The sequence below is a fragment of the Metabacillus sediminilitoris genome, from assembly GCF_009720625.1.
GTDB lineage: Bacteria > Bacillota > Bacilli > Bacillales > Bacillaceae > Metabacillus > Metabacillus sediminilitoris.
On sequence record NZ_CP046266.1, the window covers coordinates 4296068 to 4311576 of the forward strand.

Sequence of the window (15509 nt, forward strand, 5' to 3'; positions counted from 1 at the left end):
ACCTCTTTAAAAATGATACAAATAAATAAAAGAAAAGTACAATTTATTATGCCAGAAACCATCTATTGCGTAAATTCCACTCGTTTAATTAAAGGCTCTGGGTTTCTTTTACAAGCCACTTCAATTAAGATAGCATTCGAAAAGCATAGCCTAATTATAATCTTTTAAAATGTAATACAGAAGTAATTCTCTTACACAAAAAAACCTCTCTAATATGTAGAGAAGTTATGACATGTACTGAATCCAAAGTTCATTCACTTTGTGAGAAAAATACGGTGTATGATTTACAATAAGATCGGCAAGTATGGATTTGTCTAATGCTTGTTGGAGTGGATCGATCGGCATAAGTGCGCCAATGAAGAGGAAAATAAATAATATGAGATAAATTTCCAAAAAACCTAAAATAGAACCTGCCCATTTATTTAATTGCTTTAAGATCGGCAATAAGGCAACAAAGTCTAACATTGAACCAATGATTTGCATAACAATCTTCGTCCCTATAAATAATAGAACGAACGCGACAGCGCGATAATATGCTCCTTCTAAATCTTCACCGTTTAGTAATGTCAGTATTTCCGGACTTTCACTTGTTATCGGATATGGAATCCATAATTTTAATTTCGGTGCAAGATCATCAAAATACTGATATGCTACAATATATGAAATAATAAAACCTGTTATATGAACAAATTGAAGGATAAAACCGCGTTTCAAACCGACTAGTATCCCAAATAATAGAATAATAATGATGACTAAATCTAGCATTTATTAATTTCAATCCTTTTCTAATAGTGATTTCTCAAGTTTTTCATATTCTTCTTTTAGTTTTAAATAATCATGTACAACATTAACAGCTGTTAAAATAGCTAGTTTATTTATATCAAGTGAACGATTTTTACTATTAATCTCTCGCATTTTATCGTCAACAATCGACGCAACCGCACGAATATGACTTGTGCTTTCTGTACCAATAATTGAAAATCGTTGACCATATATATCTACTGTCGTTTTCGATTTTGAGCGATTTGACAACGATAAATCCTCCATTTCATGCAAATCCTATTCCCTATCATAACATGAAGCTTAATGATATGGGAAGAAGTTCAACTATTAAAAGGGCTAACGCCTTGTTCAGCTCTGACAACATAAATTTAAGCACTAAAATGAATACCCACTTCATTCAAACGCGAAAGGATGTTACGATTGGCAAATTCAGTCATTAAAGTAGATACAACTACAATTAACCGCATGAAATCTCATTACGCAGCAAATATAAGCGACAAAATTCCACAGGGTGCTGTGTTCTCAGCAAAATCGAATGGCTGTACAATTACTGCTTATAAATCTGGAAAGGTTTTATTTCAAGGCGGCACAGCGGAAGTGGAGGCTGCTAAATGGGGTTTACAAGTTGGAAATGAAAACCAGCCTGTAAAGACCAACCTAAAAAAATCGTCAACAGGTTTTGTACCTCCTAAAAACATTTCAAGTTTATCCATCATTGGATCTGATGAAGTTGGTACAGGTGATTTTTTTGGACCAATCACAGTTGTAGCAGCTTATGTAAAAAAAGAACAATTACTTCTTTTACAAGAACTAGGTGTTAGAGATTCGAAAAATTTAAAGGATCCTCAAATAATGGCAATTGCTAAAGACTTAATCCATACGATACCATACAGCTTATTAGTTCTTCATAACGAAAAATACAATGAGCTTCAGCAACAGGGTATGTCACAAGGGAAAATGAAGGCATTATTACATAATCAAGCAATCAATCATTTACTTAATAAAATATCCCCTGAAAAACCAGATGGATTATTAATTGATCAGTTTGCTGAACCAGCTATTTACTTTAAGCACCTCCAAGGAAAAAAGGTTGTAAAAGAAAATATATATTTTTCTACAAAAGCAGAAGGCGTCCATTTAGCAGTTGCTGCTGCTTCAATCATTGCTCGTTATGCTTTCGTGAAAGAATTTGAACGTCTATCCGAAAAAACCGGTGTTATATTACCAAAAGGGGCAGGCGCACAAGTCGATATCGCAGCTGCTAAGATCATTCAAAAACAAGGAAGTCAATTTTTAGCTACCATTACAAAAAAACATTTTGCAAATACGGAAAAGGCCATGAAATTAGCTAAAAAATAAACAAAGGGTAAGTACACTTTTTATGTACTTACCCTTTTCACGTATATGTTTATCCGCGTAATGTTGCCCCAACCTTATCTTCTACAGCCGATAGCACCTTTTCATGTGCTTTTGTCACATCTTCGTCTGTTAAAGTGCGTTCAGGATCAAAATAACGAAGCGAGAATGCAACAGATTTTTTACCTTCTTCAAGTCTGTCACCTTCATATAGATCAAAAACAGATACTTCTTTTAGCATTTTACCGCCTGCATTAGTGATTACTTTTTCAATATCACCTGCGACAATGTTTTTATCAACAACAAGGGCGATATCTCTCGTAATAGAAGGATAACGAGGAATTACCTCAAAACGTGTTTCTTCTATGTCCACTGATAACAGATCAACTAACGATAATTCAAACACATATGTTTCAGTTAAATCTAAGTCTTTTTGAGCTGTTGGGTGCACCTGTCCAATGAACCCGACTAGTTTTTCCCCTATATATATTTCCGCTGTCCGACCAGGATGCATTCCATCGCGTTTTGCTTGTTTATATTGAACATCCCTTGTTAATCCAAGAAGATCAACTAGCCCATCAACAATACCTTTTACAACATAGAAATCCACAGGTTTCTTTTCAGCTTGCCATGAATGTGAATGCCATAAGCCAGTAATTGCTGCCGATAGTCGTTCTTTTTCAAGTGGTTGTTGGTCTTTTCCTTGTGATAAAAAGACAGAGCCGATTTCATATAATCCAACTTGATCAATTTGTCTTGCTAGATTGTATTTTAATGCATCTAATAAATGTGGCAGAAGACTTAAACGTAACACGCTGCGTTCTTCACTCATAGGTAAAGCAAGTCTCGTAAGTTCAGAAACTTCTAGTGCATATTTCGGTGCCTTCTCTTCATTTGTTAATGAATACGTAATTGCTTGGAAAAGACCAGTACCTTCTAAATAACGACGAACTTTACGACGCTTTTCCTGATAATCAGTTAGTTTACCTGGAATTGCTTGCCCAATTGGTAAGGTTGTCGGAATATTATCATATCCATAAAGTCTTGCAATTTCCTCTACTAGATCCTCTTCAATTGTAATATCCCCACGACGTGTAGGTACTGTAACAGTAAGTGTTGAGTTATCTAGCACCACGCCAAATTGAAGACGTTCGAAAATTGATTTCATTTCTTCAGAAGAAATATTCATGCCAAGTACACGGTTTACTTTTTCCACTGTTGTTGTAACAATAGCAGGTTCGAATGTTGCAGTTTGTACTTGAACAGAACCTTGCATTACTTCTCCACCTGCATATAGAGAAATTAATTGTGCCGCACGCTCAGCTGCTGCATGGACACGATTTGGATCGATACCTTTTTCATATCTCGCACTTGCTTCACTTCGTAAACCATGATCCTTTGATGAAATACGTATTCTTTGTCCGTTAAATAATGCAGATTCTAGAAGGATTGTTTTTGTATCTGATTGTACTTCAGAATTTGCTCCACCCATCACACCAGCTAATGCTACTGGCTCTGTACCATTTGTGATAACTAAATGATCAGCAGTTAATGTACGTTCTTGGTCATCTAGCGTCACAATCTTCTCGCCTTCTTTTGCTCGGCGAACAAGAATTTCCTTTGAACCAAAGCGGTCATAATCAAATGCATGTAGTGGTTGGCCGTATTCTAATAACACAAAGTTTGTAATATCAACAACATTATTATGAGGTCGGATACCAGCTGCCATTAATCTTGATTGCATCCATAAAGGTGATGGTGCGATTGTTACATTTTTAATAACCTTTGCGATATATAATGGATTATCTTCTGGTGCTTCAACTTTTACGGCAACAGCATTTTCAGCTTTTTCTTCGATACTTTCATACGAAATTTCCGGGTATTTCACTTCACGATTTAAGATTGCTGCTACTTCGTGCGCAACACCTAACATACTCATTGCATCAGCACGATTTGGTGTTAAGCCTAATTCAAGAACAGCATCATCAAGATTTAATTGCTGAAGGGCATCCACTCCAACCTCTACATCACTAGGGAAGACAAAAATACCTTCAGAATACTCTTTTGCCACTAGTTTTGCTTCAAACCCTAACTCCTGTAAGGAACAGATCATTCCATTTGAAACTTCTCCGCGAAGCTTTGCCTTTTTAATTTTAAAATTCCCTGGTAAAACAGCTCCAACAGTTGCAACCGCAACTTTCTGTCCTTTATCTACATTTTTAGCACCGCAAATAATTTGAACAATTTCACCGTTTCCGAGATCAACTTGACATTTATTTAACTTTTCCGCATCTGGATGCTTTTCTTTTTCAACTACATGACCGATAACGACACCTTTCATGCCTTCATTTAAAACATCTACACCTTCTACTTCGATACCGCTTCGTGTAATTTTCTCAGCTAATTCACCTGGAGTTATTCCTGCTAAATCAACGTACTCAGCTAACCATTTATATGAAACAAACATGTTAGAAACCTCCTATTTAAGCTCGTTTAAATTGTTTTAAGAATCGAACATCATCCGTATAGAAATGACGAATATCATCAATCCCGTACTTTAACATGGCAATTCGCTCTGGTCCCATACCGAACGCAAAGCCACTGTATTTTTTAGAATCAAAGCCAGCCATTTCAAGTACGTTCGGATGTACCATTCCAGCACCTAAAATCTCGATCCAGCCAGTACCTTTACAAACTTTACAGCCATTTCCTCCACAAGAGAAACAAGATACATCTACTTCAACAGATGGCTCTGTGAAAGGGAAGAAACTTGGGCGTAAACGAATTTCACGCTCATCACCGAACATTTTCTTTGCAAATACTTCAAGAGTACCTTTAAGATCACTCATACTAATATTTTCATCTACAACAAGTCCTTCAATTTGGGTAAATTGATGTGAGTGTGTTGCATCATCATTATCACGACGATATACCTTACCTGGACAAATAATTTTCACTGGACCTTTGCCTTCATGCTTTTGCATAGTTCTTGCTTGCACCGGTGATGTATGTGTGCGTAAAAGCAGCTCTTCTGTAATATAGAAAGAATCTTGCATGTCTCTGGCAGGATGACCTTTTGGAAGGTTCAATGCTTCAAAGTTAAAATAATCTGTTTCAACTTCTGGACCTTCAGCAATTTGATAACCCATACCAAGGAATAAGTCTTCAATTTCCTCTACTACTGCTGTTAAAGGGTGATGATTACCAACTCTTACAGGACGACCTGGTAATGTCACATCGATTGTTTCATTTGCAAGTTTTTGTTCAACAGCCAATTGTTCTAAACGTTCTTGTTTGCTTGAAATCGAAGTAGCAATTGCTTCACGAACTTCATTTGCAAGTGCGCCCATGACTGGACGTTCTTCAGCTGAAAGTTTACCCATTCCACGTAAAACTTCGGTAATTGGCCCTTTTTTCCCTAAATAAGCTACTCGAATATCATTCAATGCTTTTAATTCTTGCGCTTGCTCAACTTTTTCAAGTGCTTCTTGTTGAAGCTGTTTTAATTGCTCTTGCATCTTTGTTCCTCCTTTATTTAAAAAGCTAAAAGAGCTTTTTTTGCAAAATAAAAAACTCGCCCCCAAAAAGGGACGAGTTGAATTCGCGTTACCACCCTTGTTAGCCGTACACACAATTCTTTGCACGACTCACTTCATTTCAATAACGGTAAAAACCGGAACACCTTTACGTTCTAGAGGTTGAGGTTGAAAGACCTTATCCTCTCTTAACTCTATTACGGTCTAAGTGTCAACTCGAGAGGTGAATTCATTTACTACTATCCATAAAATGCTTTCAGTCTAAGGCATTTTTTCCCTGAATGGACGTATTGTAAATTACTAGTCTCTGTCATAGTATTTCCTATGTAATTTCTATCTTATTATAATCAAAACATTTTGTTCCTGCAACTATCCTCGTAAATGATAAAGAAGGATCCCAGCTGCAATTGCAACGTTAAGTGATTCTGCTCCACCATAGATTGGAATATATAGATTTTTCACCGTTTTTTGCAGCAATTCACGATTTACTCCGCTACCTTCATTTCCTATAATCAAACAAAATTGTTCAGATGGTGAAACATCTCGATAACTGACGCCATTTTGTAAGGAAGTTCCATAAACAGGTATTTCATTCCTGCTATAAATGTCAAGCCACTCCACTAAATTACCCTTTATAATTGGTAAATGAAAAATTGAACCTTGACTTGATCGAATGACTTTTGAATTATAGTGATCAACTGTTCCTTCTCCTAAAATGATCCCATCAATCCCCGCAGCATCCGCTGTTCGAATGATTGTCCCAAGATTGCCAGGATCTTGAACACTGTCAATGAAGAGAATTTTATTCCAATTATCAGCTGAAAGCTCCGTCTGAATTTCACAAATTGCCGCTACTCCCTGTGGTGTTTCAGTATCACTAATTGCTTTCAGCACTTCCTTAGTGACTAAGATGATATTCAGTTGATCAACATTCCAATGTGTTGGGATTGTCGTATCCTCAGAAACAATAAGATCTTTTATTATTTCTTTTGTTTTTAGTGCTTCTTCGACTAAATGTAAACCTTCAATCATAAACGTACCCGTTGCTTCACGTTCTTTTTTTGTATGTAGTTTTCTCCATTGTTTTACTTTTTGATTTTTAACTGACTCAATTCTATCCACATTAAAACTCCTTTTGCGAACATTTCCAAGATCTCTTTCCAATCATACATAATTCTTGTTTATTTAACAAACATTACTAATAAGCTGGAATCAAACAAAAGGAGTGCATGAAATTGAATTTAAATCTACGAAATGCTGTAATCGCGAATGTATCTGGGAATACTCAAGACCAATTACAGGATACAATTGTTGATGCTATCCAAAGCGGTGAAGAAAAAATGCTTCCTGGTCTAGGAGTACTTTTCGAGGTTATTTGGCAAAATGCGAATGATCAAGATAAGCAGGAAATGTTATCAACATTAGAGCAGGGATTGAAAAAGCCATAAAGATAAACATAAAAAAACCTTGATAGGTATAGCCACCATCAAGGTTTTTTTATTTTATTTATTCTCCAATCGTTTAAAGCGAATCCATTTTACCTACATATTATCATCAATGTTCCTTACTTGGTTTTCTATTATTCAAACGTAATTTTATCAACCGTTTTTCGATCCAAACGCTTGATTACTTCTGTGATTAACTTAACCGCATTTTCATAATCATCACGATGAAGCATCGCAGCATGTGAGTGGATATAACGCGTAGCAATTGTAATGGAAAGTGCTGGTACACCATTTGCCGAAATATGGATAGAACCTGAATCTGTACCACCGCCTGGCATTGATTCAAATTGATAAGGAATATTTAATTCATCCGCTGTATCTGTCACTAAATCGCGTAGCCCTTTATGTGAAACCATTGAAGCATCATAAAGAACGATTTGCGGTCCATCCCCCATTTTACTTGCTGCTTCTTTTTCAGAAATCCCCGGAGTATCTCCAGCGATACCTACATCAACACCAAATGCTATATCAGGCTCTATTAGGTTTGCAGATGTTTTTGCACCTCTTAATCCCACTTCTTCTTGAACAGTACCAACACCATACACTACGTTTGGATGATCTGTCCCTTTTAAGTTTTTCAATACATCAATTGCAATCGCACAGCCAATTCGATTATCCCATGCTTTGGCTAGAAGCATTTTTTCATTTTTCATCACTGTAAATTCAAAATAAGGTACAATTTGATCGCCAGGCTTCACACCAAATTCCATTGCTTCTTCACGGCTGGAGGCGCCAATATCAATAAACATATCTTTAATATCAACAGGTTTTTTACGTGATTCGGCAGGTAGAATATGTGGCGGCTTAGAACCAATGATTCCTGTAATATCACCATTTCTAGTTACAATTGTTACACGTTGAGCCAGCATAACCTGTGACCACCAGCCGCCAACTGTTTGAAAGCGGATAAACCCTTTGTCATCAATTTTTGTAACCATAAAGCCAACTTCATCTAAATGTCCGGCAATCATTATTTTTGGTCCTTGTTCGATTCCAACCTTCTTAGCAACCAAGCTTCCTAGATTGTCAGTAAACACTTCATCCGCATAATTTGTTATGTATTTTTTCATGACATCCCGAACTTCACGTTCATTTCCTGGGATCCCTTTTGCATCTGTAAGGTCTTTTAGCATTGTTAATGTTTCATCATACTTTGTCATAATAAAACCTCCTTTATCTAACATTCTCTTTTAGTATACATGAAAGATGATCCTATAAGAAATCTTCCACAATTACACAGATTTAATACCCTTGTTTCTGTCGTTCATGATTGACCTCATTTTTTGAAACATACGCCTTTTCTATTTGGGCACTTGAAAATCCTAATAGCTCTCCTAAAAATAAATATTCTTCACACATATTTTTATACATGCTTATTGAACGCTCGTCCTTAAATAAGGTAATCGATTGGTACACATATAAAAATTGTTCTGTCACAGTCCGTTTATCTTGTTTATTTTCAAAATGAATCGTCGGTTCGATATCGATCTCCAATCCTAATGAAAGGATGAAGTGAATTCCGTCTACATATTCCTCTAATATAACATCAATTGAAGCAGGAGGCTTCACACTCCAAAACTTAAAACATCTAGTCTCGTTTGCAAGTTCCCCAACCTCTACTAATAGAGCTAATATTTTTCTATCAAATAACATCTCTTGTTGTAATTGATGCTGTGTTTCAATTTTTGTATCTAATTCTTTTTGCATCATAAATAACTTTGCTAGGTTTACCATACATGCTTTCCTCCATATAATCGATTAGTTCAATAGCTTCTATTCAATCCCGAGAACACCAGAGGGCTTAGGACCGAAGTTTGATACCAGAACTTAGATTAATTTTCTTTACTCTTAAAAAAATTATAACAAATAGAAAAAATCTTGAAACCTTTTTCTACACTTGATCGTATATATGAAAAATTGCCCTCAGGAGGGGTTTAATATGATTGTGTTGTTTTTACGCATCCTTTTAATTGCCCTAATCATTTTTCTCGTATATTCTGGGTTTAAATATTTATTTAACCCAAAACGAAAGCTTGAATTAGCGCATGAACAAAAACAATTTTACTTTTTAGATGATCATGCTAATGTCCGAAAAAATTTTTCACTAACCCACAAAGGGGTTTTATTTGAAGGTGAAAAGTATTTAGGTACGACTACAAATGCATTTGAGGTTGTTTCTATCTTTATTTGGGCAGAATCGATGAGTACATTAAAAGGATTAACTGTAGAGGATTTCACCTACATTGAAGACCAAATAAAACATCGATATCCTTTTGCAAAAGTTGAATGGAAAAGTCCAATTAAAGAGCTGTTGAGTAAAAAACAGGGACACTAAATATAAGAAATGAAAAGGTACAGCAAATGGCTGTACCTTTCTTAATAATCATGCTTTTTTTCTCTTGAAAAAAAATCATGCCATTGGATTAAGGCCTGCTTTTCTCTTAAAAAATAAACGAGGCACAATAAGACTATAACTAATAATACAAGATAAATAGGAGCTAATGTCTGTAGAGATGCACCTAAAAAAGTAAAACAAAATGATGATGGGATATGTGTCAAAAATGATAGCTTCATAAACTTTCGAAATGTTTTTGTTTTTTCTAAAATACATAAAGAGATCAGTGAAAAATTAACGAATGGTATCATACGTAAAATGACAATTTGGCCATTTGATAATTGTGTATATTGACCCAACCATATTACTTTCATTTTCTCAAATCGTTGCAGTAATGCAGGGAATAGTTTTGAAATGAAATAAAAGATCATACTTGCCCCAGTAAGACCAACTACTGAATAAATTGTCCCCAATTCAGCTCCAAACAAGACTCCGCCAGCAATACATACAACAACTACAGGGATTAGCAAAAACTGTCTAATCATATGAAAAAAAATAAAAACGATGGGGGCAAAGAATCCAGTCGTCTCAATGACCGTTAATACAGATGATGTTGCGATATCGACCGTCATCACCACTTTCTTGTTGCGAATCATTTCTCAGGATGTTTGTAGTGTACGATTACAGTTTACGGGAAATTATTCAGTTTATGCCAATTGTTTGAGCAAATACATAAAAAGCAACAGATGGAAAATCGTCAAAATTGGAAATCCAAACTTAAATGATACATGCTTTGTCTTATGATGATAAACTCTCATCCCGATATAGCCTCCTATTGCACCGCCAATGACTGCCAGCCACCAAAGAGTTGCTTCTCTTATTCTCCATTCTCCACGCTTTGCACGATTTTTATCAATTCCCATGATAAGAAAACTAACGATATTTAAGAGTAGATAATAGATAATTATGTAATTCAATATCATACACTCCTTTATGAAAAAAGAGCTGACCCATTACATGGAGTCAACTCTTTAAACGTTCAATTATTTAGTTAGTTGAGCTTTTGCAGCGTCTGCTAATTGAGCAAATGCTTTTTCGTCAGCTACAGCTAAATCAGCAAGCATTTTACGGTTTACTTCGATACCAGCAAGCTTTAATCCATGCATTAAACGGCTGTAAGAAAGACCATTAATACGAGCAGCTGCGTTGATACGAGTGATCCAAAGTTTGCGGAAGTCGCGTTTTTTCTGACGACGATCACGGTAAGCATACATTAAAGATTTCATTACTTGTTGGTTTGCAACTTTGTATAATGTATGTTTTGAACCGAAATAACCTTTAGCTAGTTTTAAAACTTTTTTACGACGTTTACGTGAAACGATACCGCCTTTTACTCTTGGCATATAAATTCCCTCCTATATTACGGTGTTCCGATTATTTGATGTTATCTAATAAATGACGAATGCGTTTGAAATCGCCTTTGCTTACTACAGTAGATTTACGTAATTTACGTTTAGCTTTTGTAGATTTGTTTGCAAATAAGTGACTAGTGTAAGCATGTGAACGTTTTAGTTTACCAGATCCGGTCTTTTTGAAACGCTTTGCAGCTCCACGGTGAGTTTTCATTTTTGGCATAAGGTATTCCTCCTTAAGTATTATTGCTTTTCATTTTTCGGTGCTAATACTAAGAACATACTGCGTCCATCCATTTTCGGATGAGATTCAATTGTACTTAAGTCCGCACATTCAGCAGAGAATCGATCAAGCACCTTCTGACCAATTCCTTTATGTGTAATTGCACGTCCTTTGAAGCGAATAGAAGCTTTCACTTTATCGCCTTTTTCTAAGAACTTACGTGCGTTTTTAAGCTTTGTGTTAAAGTCATGGTCATCAATTGTTGGGCTCAAACGAACCTCTTTTAAATTGATGATCTTCTGATTTTTACGTGCCTCTTTTTCTTTCTTTTGCTGTTCAAAACGGAATTTTCCGTAATCCATGATGCGGCCTACAGGAGGCTTCGCATTTGGTGCAACTAAAACTAAATCAAGATTAGCTCTAGTAGCAATTTCTAACGCCTCTTGACGAGATTTAATTCCAAGCTGATCTCCATTGGCACCAATCAGACGAATCTCACGTGCACGAATTCCGTCATTTACCATCATATCTTTGCTAATAATTAGCCACCTCCAAGGTTATTTAAAACTGAATAGTAGTTTTTCAAATCCGAGTTTTTGTTGATCCTGGTTTTTTTATTTTCCACATATAAAAATAAAAAAGTGTGGATGCTAACACACCCACACTACGATTGTATACATTAAGAATTCATCGTAACCTGCCAACTACAAACGGATGTGTCAATCAGGTGAGAAGCGGGTGCTTCTACTTGCTTATTATGAAAGACTATTCAATTACCTTGAACATTATAACATCTTAACAAAGTTATTGCAACTTAATACTGCACGTTTAAACAACATAAATTATTTTATCAAATGGTTAAGGTAGTTGCAACATTTTTTTTATTCGATAAGCGAAAGTGCCTCATTTAGCATTGACTGTACTTGTACGTCCTTGTTTCAGAGCTTACGTGCAGCAAGCACTAAATCCTACAGGCAACAAGACTTTTAGGCCATTCGTTCAAAAAACTTATCGCTTCACTTCTTGCACAATATTTTGCAAAAACTGATCAAACGGCATTGTTTCAGATTTTTGTTCTCCATACTTACGCACGTTCACTGCTTTTTCTGAAATTTCATTATCTCCAACAACAAGCATGTACGGAATTTTTTGCATTTGTGACTCACGGATTTTATAGCCGATTTTTTCATCACGAGCGTCTAGCTCTACACGTAAACCTGCCTCTTGCAGCTGTTCTTGTACTTGTTTTGCATAATCAAGATGAATGGCTGGTGATACTGGAATAACTTGAACCTGAACTGGAGCAAGCCATGTTGGGAATGCACCTTTGTATTCTTCAATTAAGAAGGCAACAAAACGTTCCATTGTTGAAACAACACCGCGGTGAATAACAACTGGTCTATGTTGTTTTCCGTCCTCACCTACATATGCCAAGTCAAAACGTTCTGGAAGTAAGAAGTCCAATTGAACAGTTGAAAGTGTTTCATCTTTTCCAAGAGCTGTTCTCACTTGAACATCAAGTTTAGGACCATAAAATGCTGCTTCACCTTCTGCCTCAAAATAATCATGACCTAATTCATCCATTGCATCTTTTAACATGCTTTGTGCTTTTTCCCACATGCTATCATCATCAAAGTATTTTTCTTTATCCTCTGGATCACGATATGACAATCTAAAGGAATATTTATCAATTCCAAAGTCTTTATAAACAGCTTCAATTAAGCGTACAACTCGAATAAATTCATCTTTAATTTGATCTGGTCGAACAAAAATGTGAGCATCATTTAACGTCATCCCGCGTACACGTTGCAATCCAGTTAATGCTCCTGACATTTCATAGCGGTGCATCATGCCAAGCTCAGCAATACGAATTGGCAGTTCGCGATAACTATGAATATCATTTTTATAAACCATCATATGGTGAGGACAGTTCATTGGACGAAGGACTAAATCTTCGTTATCCATTTCCATTTTCGGAAACATGTCTTCTTGATAGTGATCCCAGTGACCTGAAGTTTTATAAAGCTCTACACTACCTAAAACAGGTGTATATACATGCTGATAGCCTAAACGTTCTTCTTTATCAACGATATAGCGTTCAACGATACGGCGAATAGTCGCCCCTTTAGGAAGCCATAGAGGCAATCCTTGACCAACCTTTTGGGATGTAGTAAATAAACTTAACTCCTTCCCTAGTTTACGGTGATCACGTTCCTTTGCTTCTTCTAAAATTCGAAGATGCTCATCTAAGTCGCTTTTCTTAAAAAATGCTGTACCATAAATACGTTGAAGCATTTTATTATTACTATCACCACGCCAGTAAGCTCCTGCAACACTTAGTAGCTTAAATTCTTTAATTTTACCTGTTGATGGTAAATGTATACCGCGGCATAGATCAAAAAATTCACCTTGTTCATAAATTGAAACAGCTTCACCTGCAGGGATGGCTTCCAGCAGCTCCAATTTTAGCGGATCTTGTATTTCCTTAAACATTTGTTCTGCTTCTTCACGGCTTACTTCTTTTCGAATAATTTCAAGATTTTCATTTATAATTTTTTTCATTTCTTTTTCTATAGCTGGTAAATCTTCTGGTGTGATTGCTTGATCCATATCAATATCATAATAAAATCCATTCTCAATCACAGGCCCAATGCCAAGTTTAACATCTTGATCTTTATAAAGTCGCTTAATCGCTTGTGCCATCAAATGTGCTGTTGAATGGCGCATGATTTCTAATGCTTCTTCACTATCCTGTGTAACTATTTCAATTGCTCCATCTTGCTGTATTGGTGTACGTAAATCAAGTAAGTTACCATCTAGCTTTCCAGCAAGTGATTTCTTTTTTAACCCCGGACTAATGGATGATGCAATATCTTCTGTTGTAGTACCTTTTGCAAACTCCTTCACAGCTCCGTCTGGAAACGCAATTTTTATAACGTCTGACATCATGTTCCACTCCTTAAAATTTCCCTTAAAATAAATAAAACTCGCCCCTAATAAAGGGACGAGTTAAAAAACTAGTCAATGGATCGTGGTTCCACCCTTCTTCCCAATATCTATATGACAATAAAAACGTCATTTTTCACGCAATTCAATTAGATACTTGCGTGAAATAATTAGATATGGCTTAACATCGATAACGGGAAGTCCGTCAGTCATTACTAAGTAAACCGTTCATAACTGAAGTTTAAAGGTGGTAAGTTTGTTCATCGTGTTAGGAAGGTTTCAGCATTTCCTTCCCTCTCTGGGAACCGTAAAAACAAGCTCATGTCCTTATCATTACTGATCATTTTGCAATTAATTCGTATTATAAATTGTTTTCTTGTTAAAATCAAGAAGGCTTTTCACTGACTTCGATTTTCTCCAGTTCGAATATGTGCAGAAAATTCATTGAGACTATGTATGAGTACTCTTTCCTGAAAAATATTTTGTATGGTTTGTACCATTCCATCGAAAGGGTCATCTGTATAAAGCGAGATCCAATTTGGCGCGATTGATACAATTGGTGCCAATAAATCCTTGTCAATATACATTGGATGTTGTTTTACAAATGTTTCATCAGTATACTTTTTCAATTCTTGATTCATCATTTTTTGATTTGTTGAATGATAAACAAAATATCCCTTATCATGAATGATTGAAATACTATCTATGACACTATCTTTTGTCGTTAAATAATCTCGTAAACTTTGAATAAAATTTTGATACTCTTGCTCCATTTTATATTCTTCTATTGCTACATCAACATAATCTCGTATTCTAGCCATATATTTTTGAAGTCGAAATTTCTGAAAGGAGGTAAAAGAAAAACAGAGATTTGGACGCAGAAACTGCACAAGAGCATCACTCAAAATCTCATCGCGCAATGAAAAATGTTGGACGCGCGGTAAATCTGTTCTTTCACCTTCAATAATCGATTGAGTGATATGTAAAATTTGCTGTTGTTCTTCTTCATCTAGAAAATAATAAATTTCTTTTATGATCGTTAAAATAATCTGGTGTTCTTTATGATCAATTATATAACGAACCATTCCTGGAATGACTAACTGCTCTATGGAGATATCCCAAGTTTTTGGGCTTATTTTCACACAATGTTGATTTATTATTTGTAATTCAGAATGTAATTCTTTACACATTGAACGAAAGATATCATAGATCGTTTCTGCCTCTTTCGGAGACCCAAATAAAATCTCAAGCATGTTTGTCCCCCCTTTTTGCCAATACCTGGTTCTATGTATATGGGGAAAAACATGTAATTAGAAGTAATAAATTGAATATAATCAATTTATTTGACATTCATAAAAAAAACACCGGATTTCTTGGAATCAGGTGTTTTTTAAAATCGAACATTCTACCAGC

The 15509-nt window shown here is 35.7% G+C and carries 17 protein-coding genes and 2 other annotated features; of the genes, 3 read left to right on the forward strand and 14 right to left on the reverse strand.

Annotation, left to right across the window (positions count from 1 at the left end):
- Positions 1-225: 225 nt before the first annotated feature.
- Both GMB29_RS20690 and zapA read right to left on the reverse strand, forming a co-directional pair.
- Entirely contained in the window at positions 226-765 is a 540-nt protein-coding gene (locus GMB29_RS20690; protein ID WP_136351984.1) for a CvpA family protein, read from the reverse strand.
- Between the two features lie 9 nt (positions 766-774).
- Positions 775-1032 carry a cell division protein ZapA gene (gene zapA, locus GMB29_RS20695; RefSeq protein WP_136351985.1) on the reverse strand — a complete coding sequence of 86 codons (258 nt, stop codon included), beginning with the start codon at positions 1030-1032 and terminating at the stop codon, positions 775-777.
- A 171-nt stretch (positions 1033-1203) separates the two neighbouring features.
- Between zapA and rnhC the strand changes: the two genes are divergently transcribed.
- On the forward strand, positions 1204-2142 hold the full coding sequence (rnhC, locus tag GMB29_RS20700; protein ID WP_136351986.1) for a ribonuclease HIII: 939 nt from the start codon (positions 1204-1206) through the stop codon (positions 2140-2142).
- Between the two features lie 49 nt (positions 2143-2191).
- Here the strand turns inward: rnhC and pheT are convergent, their stop codons facing one another.
- The 3 genes from pheT to GMB29_RS20715 form a co-directional block, all read right to left on the reverse strand.
- Positions 2192-4606 (reverse strand): phenylalanine--tRNA ligase subunit beta, encoded by a 2415-nt coding sequence (gene pheT / locus GMB29_RS20705; RefSeq protein ID WP_136351987.1) that lies wholly within the window; start codon positions 4604-4606, stop codon positions 2192-2194.
- A gap of 16 nt (positions 4607-4622) precedes the next feature.
- Positions 4623-5657, reverse strand: coding sequence for a phenylalanine--tRNA ligase subunit alpha (gene pheS / locus GMB29_RS20710; protein ID WP_136351988.1), 1035 nt, complete (start codon positions 5655-5657; stop codon positions 4623-4625).
- A gap of 65 nt (positions 5658-5722) precedes the next feature.
- Positions 5723-5998: a binding site (T-box leader), on the reverse strand.
- A gap of 46 nt (positions 5999-6044) precedes the next feature.
- Complete coding sequence (locus GMB29_RS20715; protein ID WP_136351989.1) at positions 6045-6797, reverse strand: TrmH family RNA methyltransferase; 753 nt, start codon at positions 6795-6797, stop codon at positions 6045-6047.
- A 113-nt stretch (positions 6798-6910) separates the two neighbouring features.
- On the opposite strand from GMB29_RS20715, the gene sspI reads away from it, so the two are divergent.
- A complete protein-coding gene (gene sspI / locus GMB29_RS20720; protein WP_136351990.1) occupies positions 6911-7123 on the forward strand; it encodes a small acid-soluble spore protein SspI in 213 nt (70 codons plus the stop codon).
- A 131-nt stretch (positions 7124-7254) separates the two neighbouring features.
- On the opposite strand, the gene GMB29_RS20725 is transcribed toward sspI, so the two are convergent.
- Both GMB29_RS20725 and GMB29_RS20730 read right to left on the reverse strand, forming a co-directional pair.
- Positions 7255-8340, reverse strand: a complete 1086-nt coding sequence (locus GMB29_RS20725; RefSeq protein WP_136351991.1) for a M42 family metallopeptidase — start codon at positions 8338-8340, stop codon at positions 7255-7257.
- A gap of 82 nt (positions 8341-8422) precedes the next feature.
- On the reverse strand, positions 8423-8914 hold the full coding sequence (locus tag GMB29_RS20730) for a dUTP diphosphatase (RefSeq protein ID WP_136351992.1): 492 nt from the start codon (positions 8912-8914) through the stop codon (positions 8423-8425).
- 205 nt (positions 8915-9119) lie between these two features.
- Between GMB29_RS20730 and GMB29_RS20735 the strand changes: the two genes are divergently transcribed.
- Complete coding sequence (locus GMB29_RS20735; RefSeq protein WP_136351993.1) at positions 9120-9515, forward strand: sigma-w pathway protein ysdB; 396 nt, start codon at positions 9120-9122, stop codon at positions 9513-9515.
- Between the two features lie 41 nt (positions 9516-9556).
- Here the strand turns inward: GMB29_RS20735 and GMB29_RS20740 are convergent, their stop codons facing one another.
- The 7 genes from GMB29_RS20740 to ytxC form a co-directional block, all read right to left on the reverse strand.
- Complete coding sequence (locus GMB29_RS20740; RefSeq protein ID WP_196305200.1) at positions 9557-10147, reverse strand: TVP38/TMEM64 family protein; 591 nt, start codon at positions 10145-10147, stop codon at positions 9557-9559.
- A gap of 75 nt (positions 10148-10222) precedes the next feature.
- Positions 10223-10492, reverse strand: coding sequence for a DUF1294 domain-containing protein (locus tag GMB29_RS20745; RefSeq protein WP_211091252.1), 270 nt, complete (start codon positions 10490-10492; stop codon positions 10223-10225).
- Positions 10493-10558: 66 nt separating this feature from the next.
- Entirely contained in the window at positions 10559-10918 is a 360-nt protein-coding gene (gene rplT / locus GMB29_RS20750; protein ID WP_111613728.1) for a 50S ribosomal protein L20, read from the reverse strand.
- Between the two features lie 31 nt (positions 10919-10949).
- Entirely contained in the window at positions 10950-11150 is a 201-nt protein-coding gene (rpmI, locus tag GMB29_RS20755; protein ID WP_066326889.1) for a 50S ribosomal protein L35, read from the reverse strand.
- A gap of 20 nt (positions 11151-11170) precedes the next feature.
- Positions 11171-11692 carry a translation initiation factor IF-3 gene (gene infC, locus GMB29_RS20760; RefSeq protein ID WP_136351995.1) on the reverse strand — a complete coding sequence of 174 codons (522 nt, stop codon included), beginning with the start codon at positions 11690-11692 and terminating at the stop codon, positions 11171-11173.
- An 87-nt stretch (positions 11693-11779) separates the two neighbouring features.
- Positions 11780-11906: a sequence feature (ribosomal protein L20 leader region), on the reverse strand.
- Positions 11907-12158: 252 nt separating this feature from the next.
- Positions 12159-14096 carry a threonine--tRNA ligase gene (gene thrS / locus GMB29_RS20765; protein WP_136351996.1) on the reverse strand — a complete coding sequence of 646 codons (1938 nt, stop codon included), beginning with the start codon at positions 14094-14096 and terminating at the stop codon, positions 12159-12161.
- A gap of 398 nt (positions 14097-14494) precedes the next feature.
- Complete coding sequence (ytxC, locus tag GMB29_RS20770; protein WP_136351997.1) at positions 14495-15349, reverse strand: putative sporulation protein YtxC; 855 nt, start codon at positions 15347-15349, stop codon at positions 14495-14497.
- Positions 15350-15509 lie beyond the last annotated feature (160 nt).

Excerpts from the sequence above, each read along its gene's own strand:
- GMB29_RS20690 (WP_136351984.1), bottom strand. The coding sequence starts at position 765 with ATGCTAGATTTAGTCATCATTATTATTCTATTATTTGGGATACTAGTC.
- pheT (WP_136351987.1), bottom strand. The coding sequence starts at position 4,606 with ATGTTTGTTTCATATAAATGGTTAGCTGAGTACGTTGATTTAGCAGGA.
- pheS (WP_136351988.1), bottom strand. The coding sequence starts at position 5,657 with ATGCAAGAGCAATTAAAACAGCTTCAACAAGAAGCACTTGAAAAAGTT.
- GMB29_RS20725 (WP_136351991.1), bottom strand. The coding sequence starts at position 8,340 with ATGACAAAGTATGATGAAACATTAACAATGCTAAAAGACCTTACAGAT.
- GMB29_RS20730 (WP_136351992.1), bottom strand. The coding sequence starts at position 8,914 with ATGGTAAACCTAGCAAAGTTATTTATGATGCAAAAAGAATTAGATACA.
- GMB29_RS20735 (WP_136351993.1), top strand. The coding sequence starts at position 9,120 with ATGATTGTGTTGTTTTTACGCATCCTTTTAATTGCCCTAATCATTTTT.
- GMB29_RS20740 (WP_196305200.1), bottom strand. The coding sequence starts at position 10,147 with ATGACGGTCGATATCGCAACATCATCTGTATTAACGGTCATTGAGACG.
- rplT (WP_111613728.1), bottom strand. The coding sequence starts at position 10,918 with ATGCCAAGAGTAAAAGGCGGTATCGTTTCACGTAAACGTCGTAAAAAA.
- rpmI (WP_066326889.1), bottom strand. The coding sequence starts at position 11,150 with ATGCCAAAAATGAAAACTCACCGTGGAGCTGCAAAGCGTTTCAAAAAG.
- thrS (WP_136351996.1), bottom strand. The coding sequence starts at position 14,096 with ATGTCAGACGTTATAAAAATTGCGTTTCCAGACGGAGCTGTGAAGGAG.
- ytxC (WP_136351997.1), bottom strand. The coding sequence starts at position 15,349 with ATGCTTGAGATTTTATTTGGGTCTCCGAAAGAGGCAGAAACGATCTAT.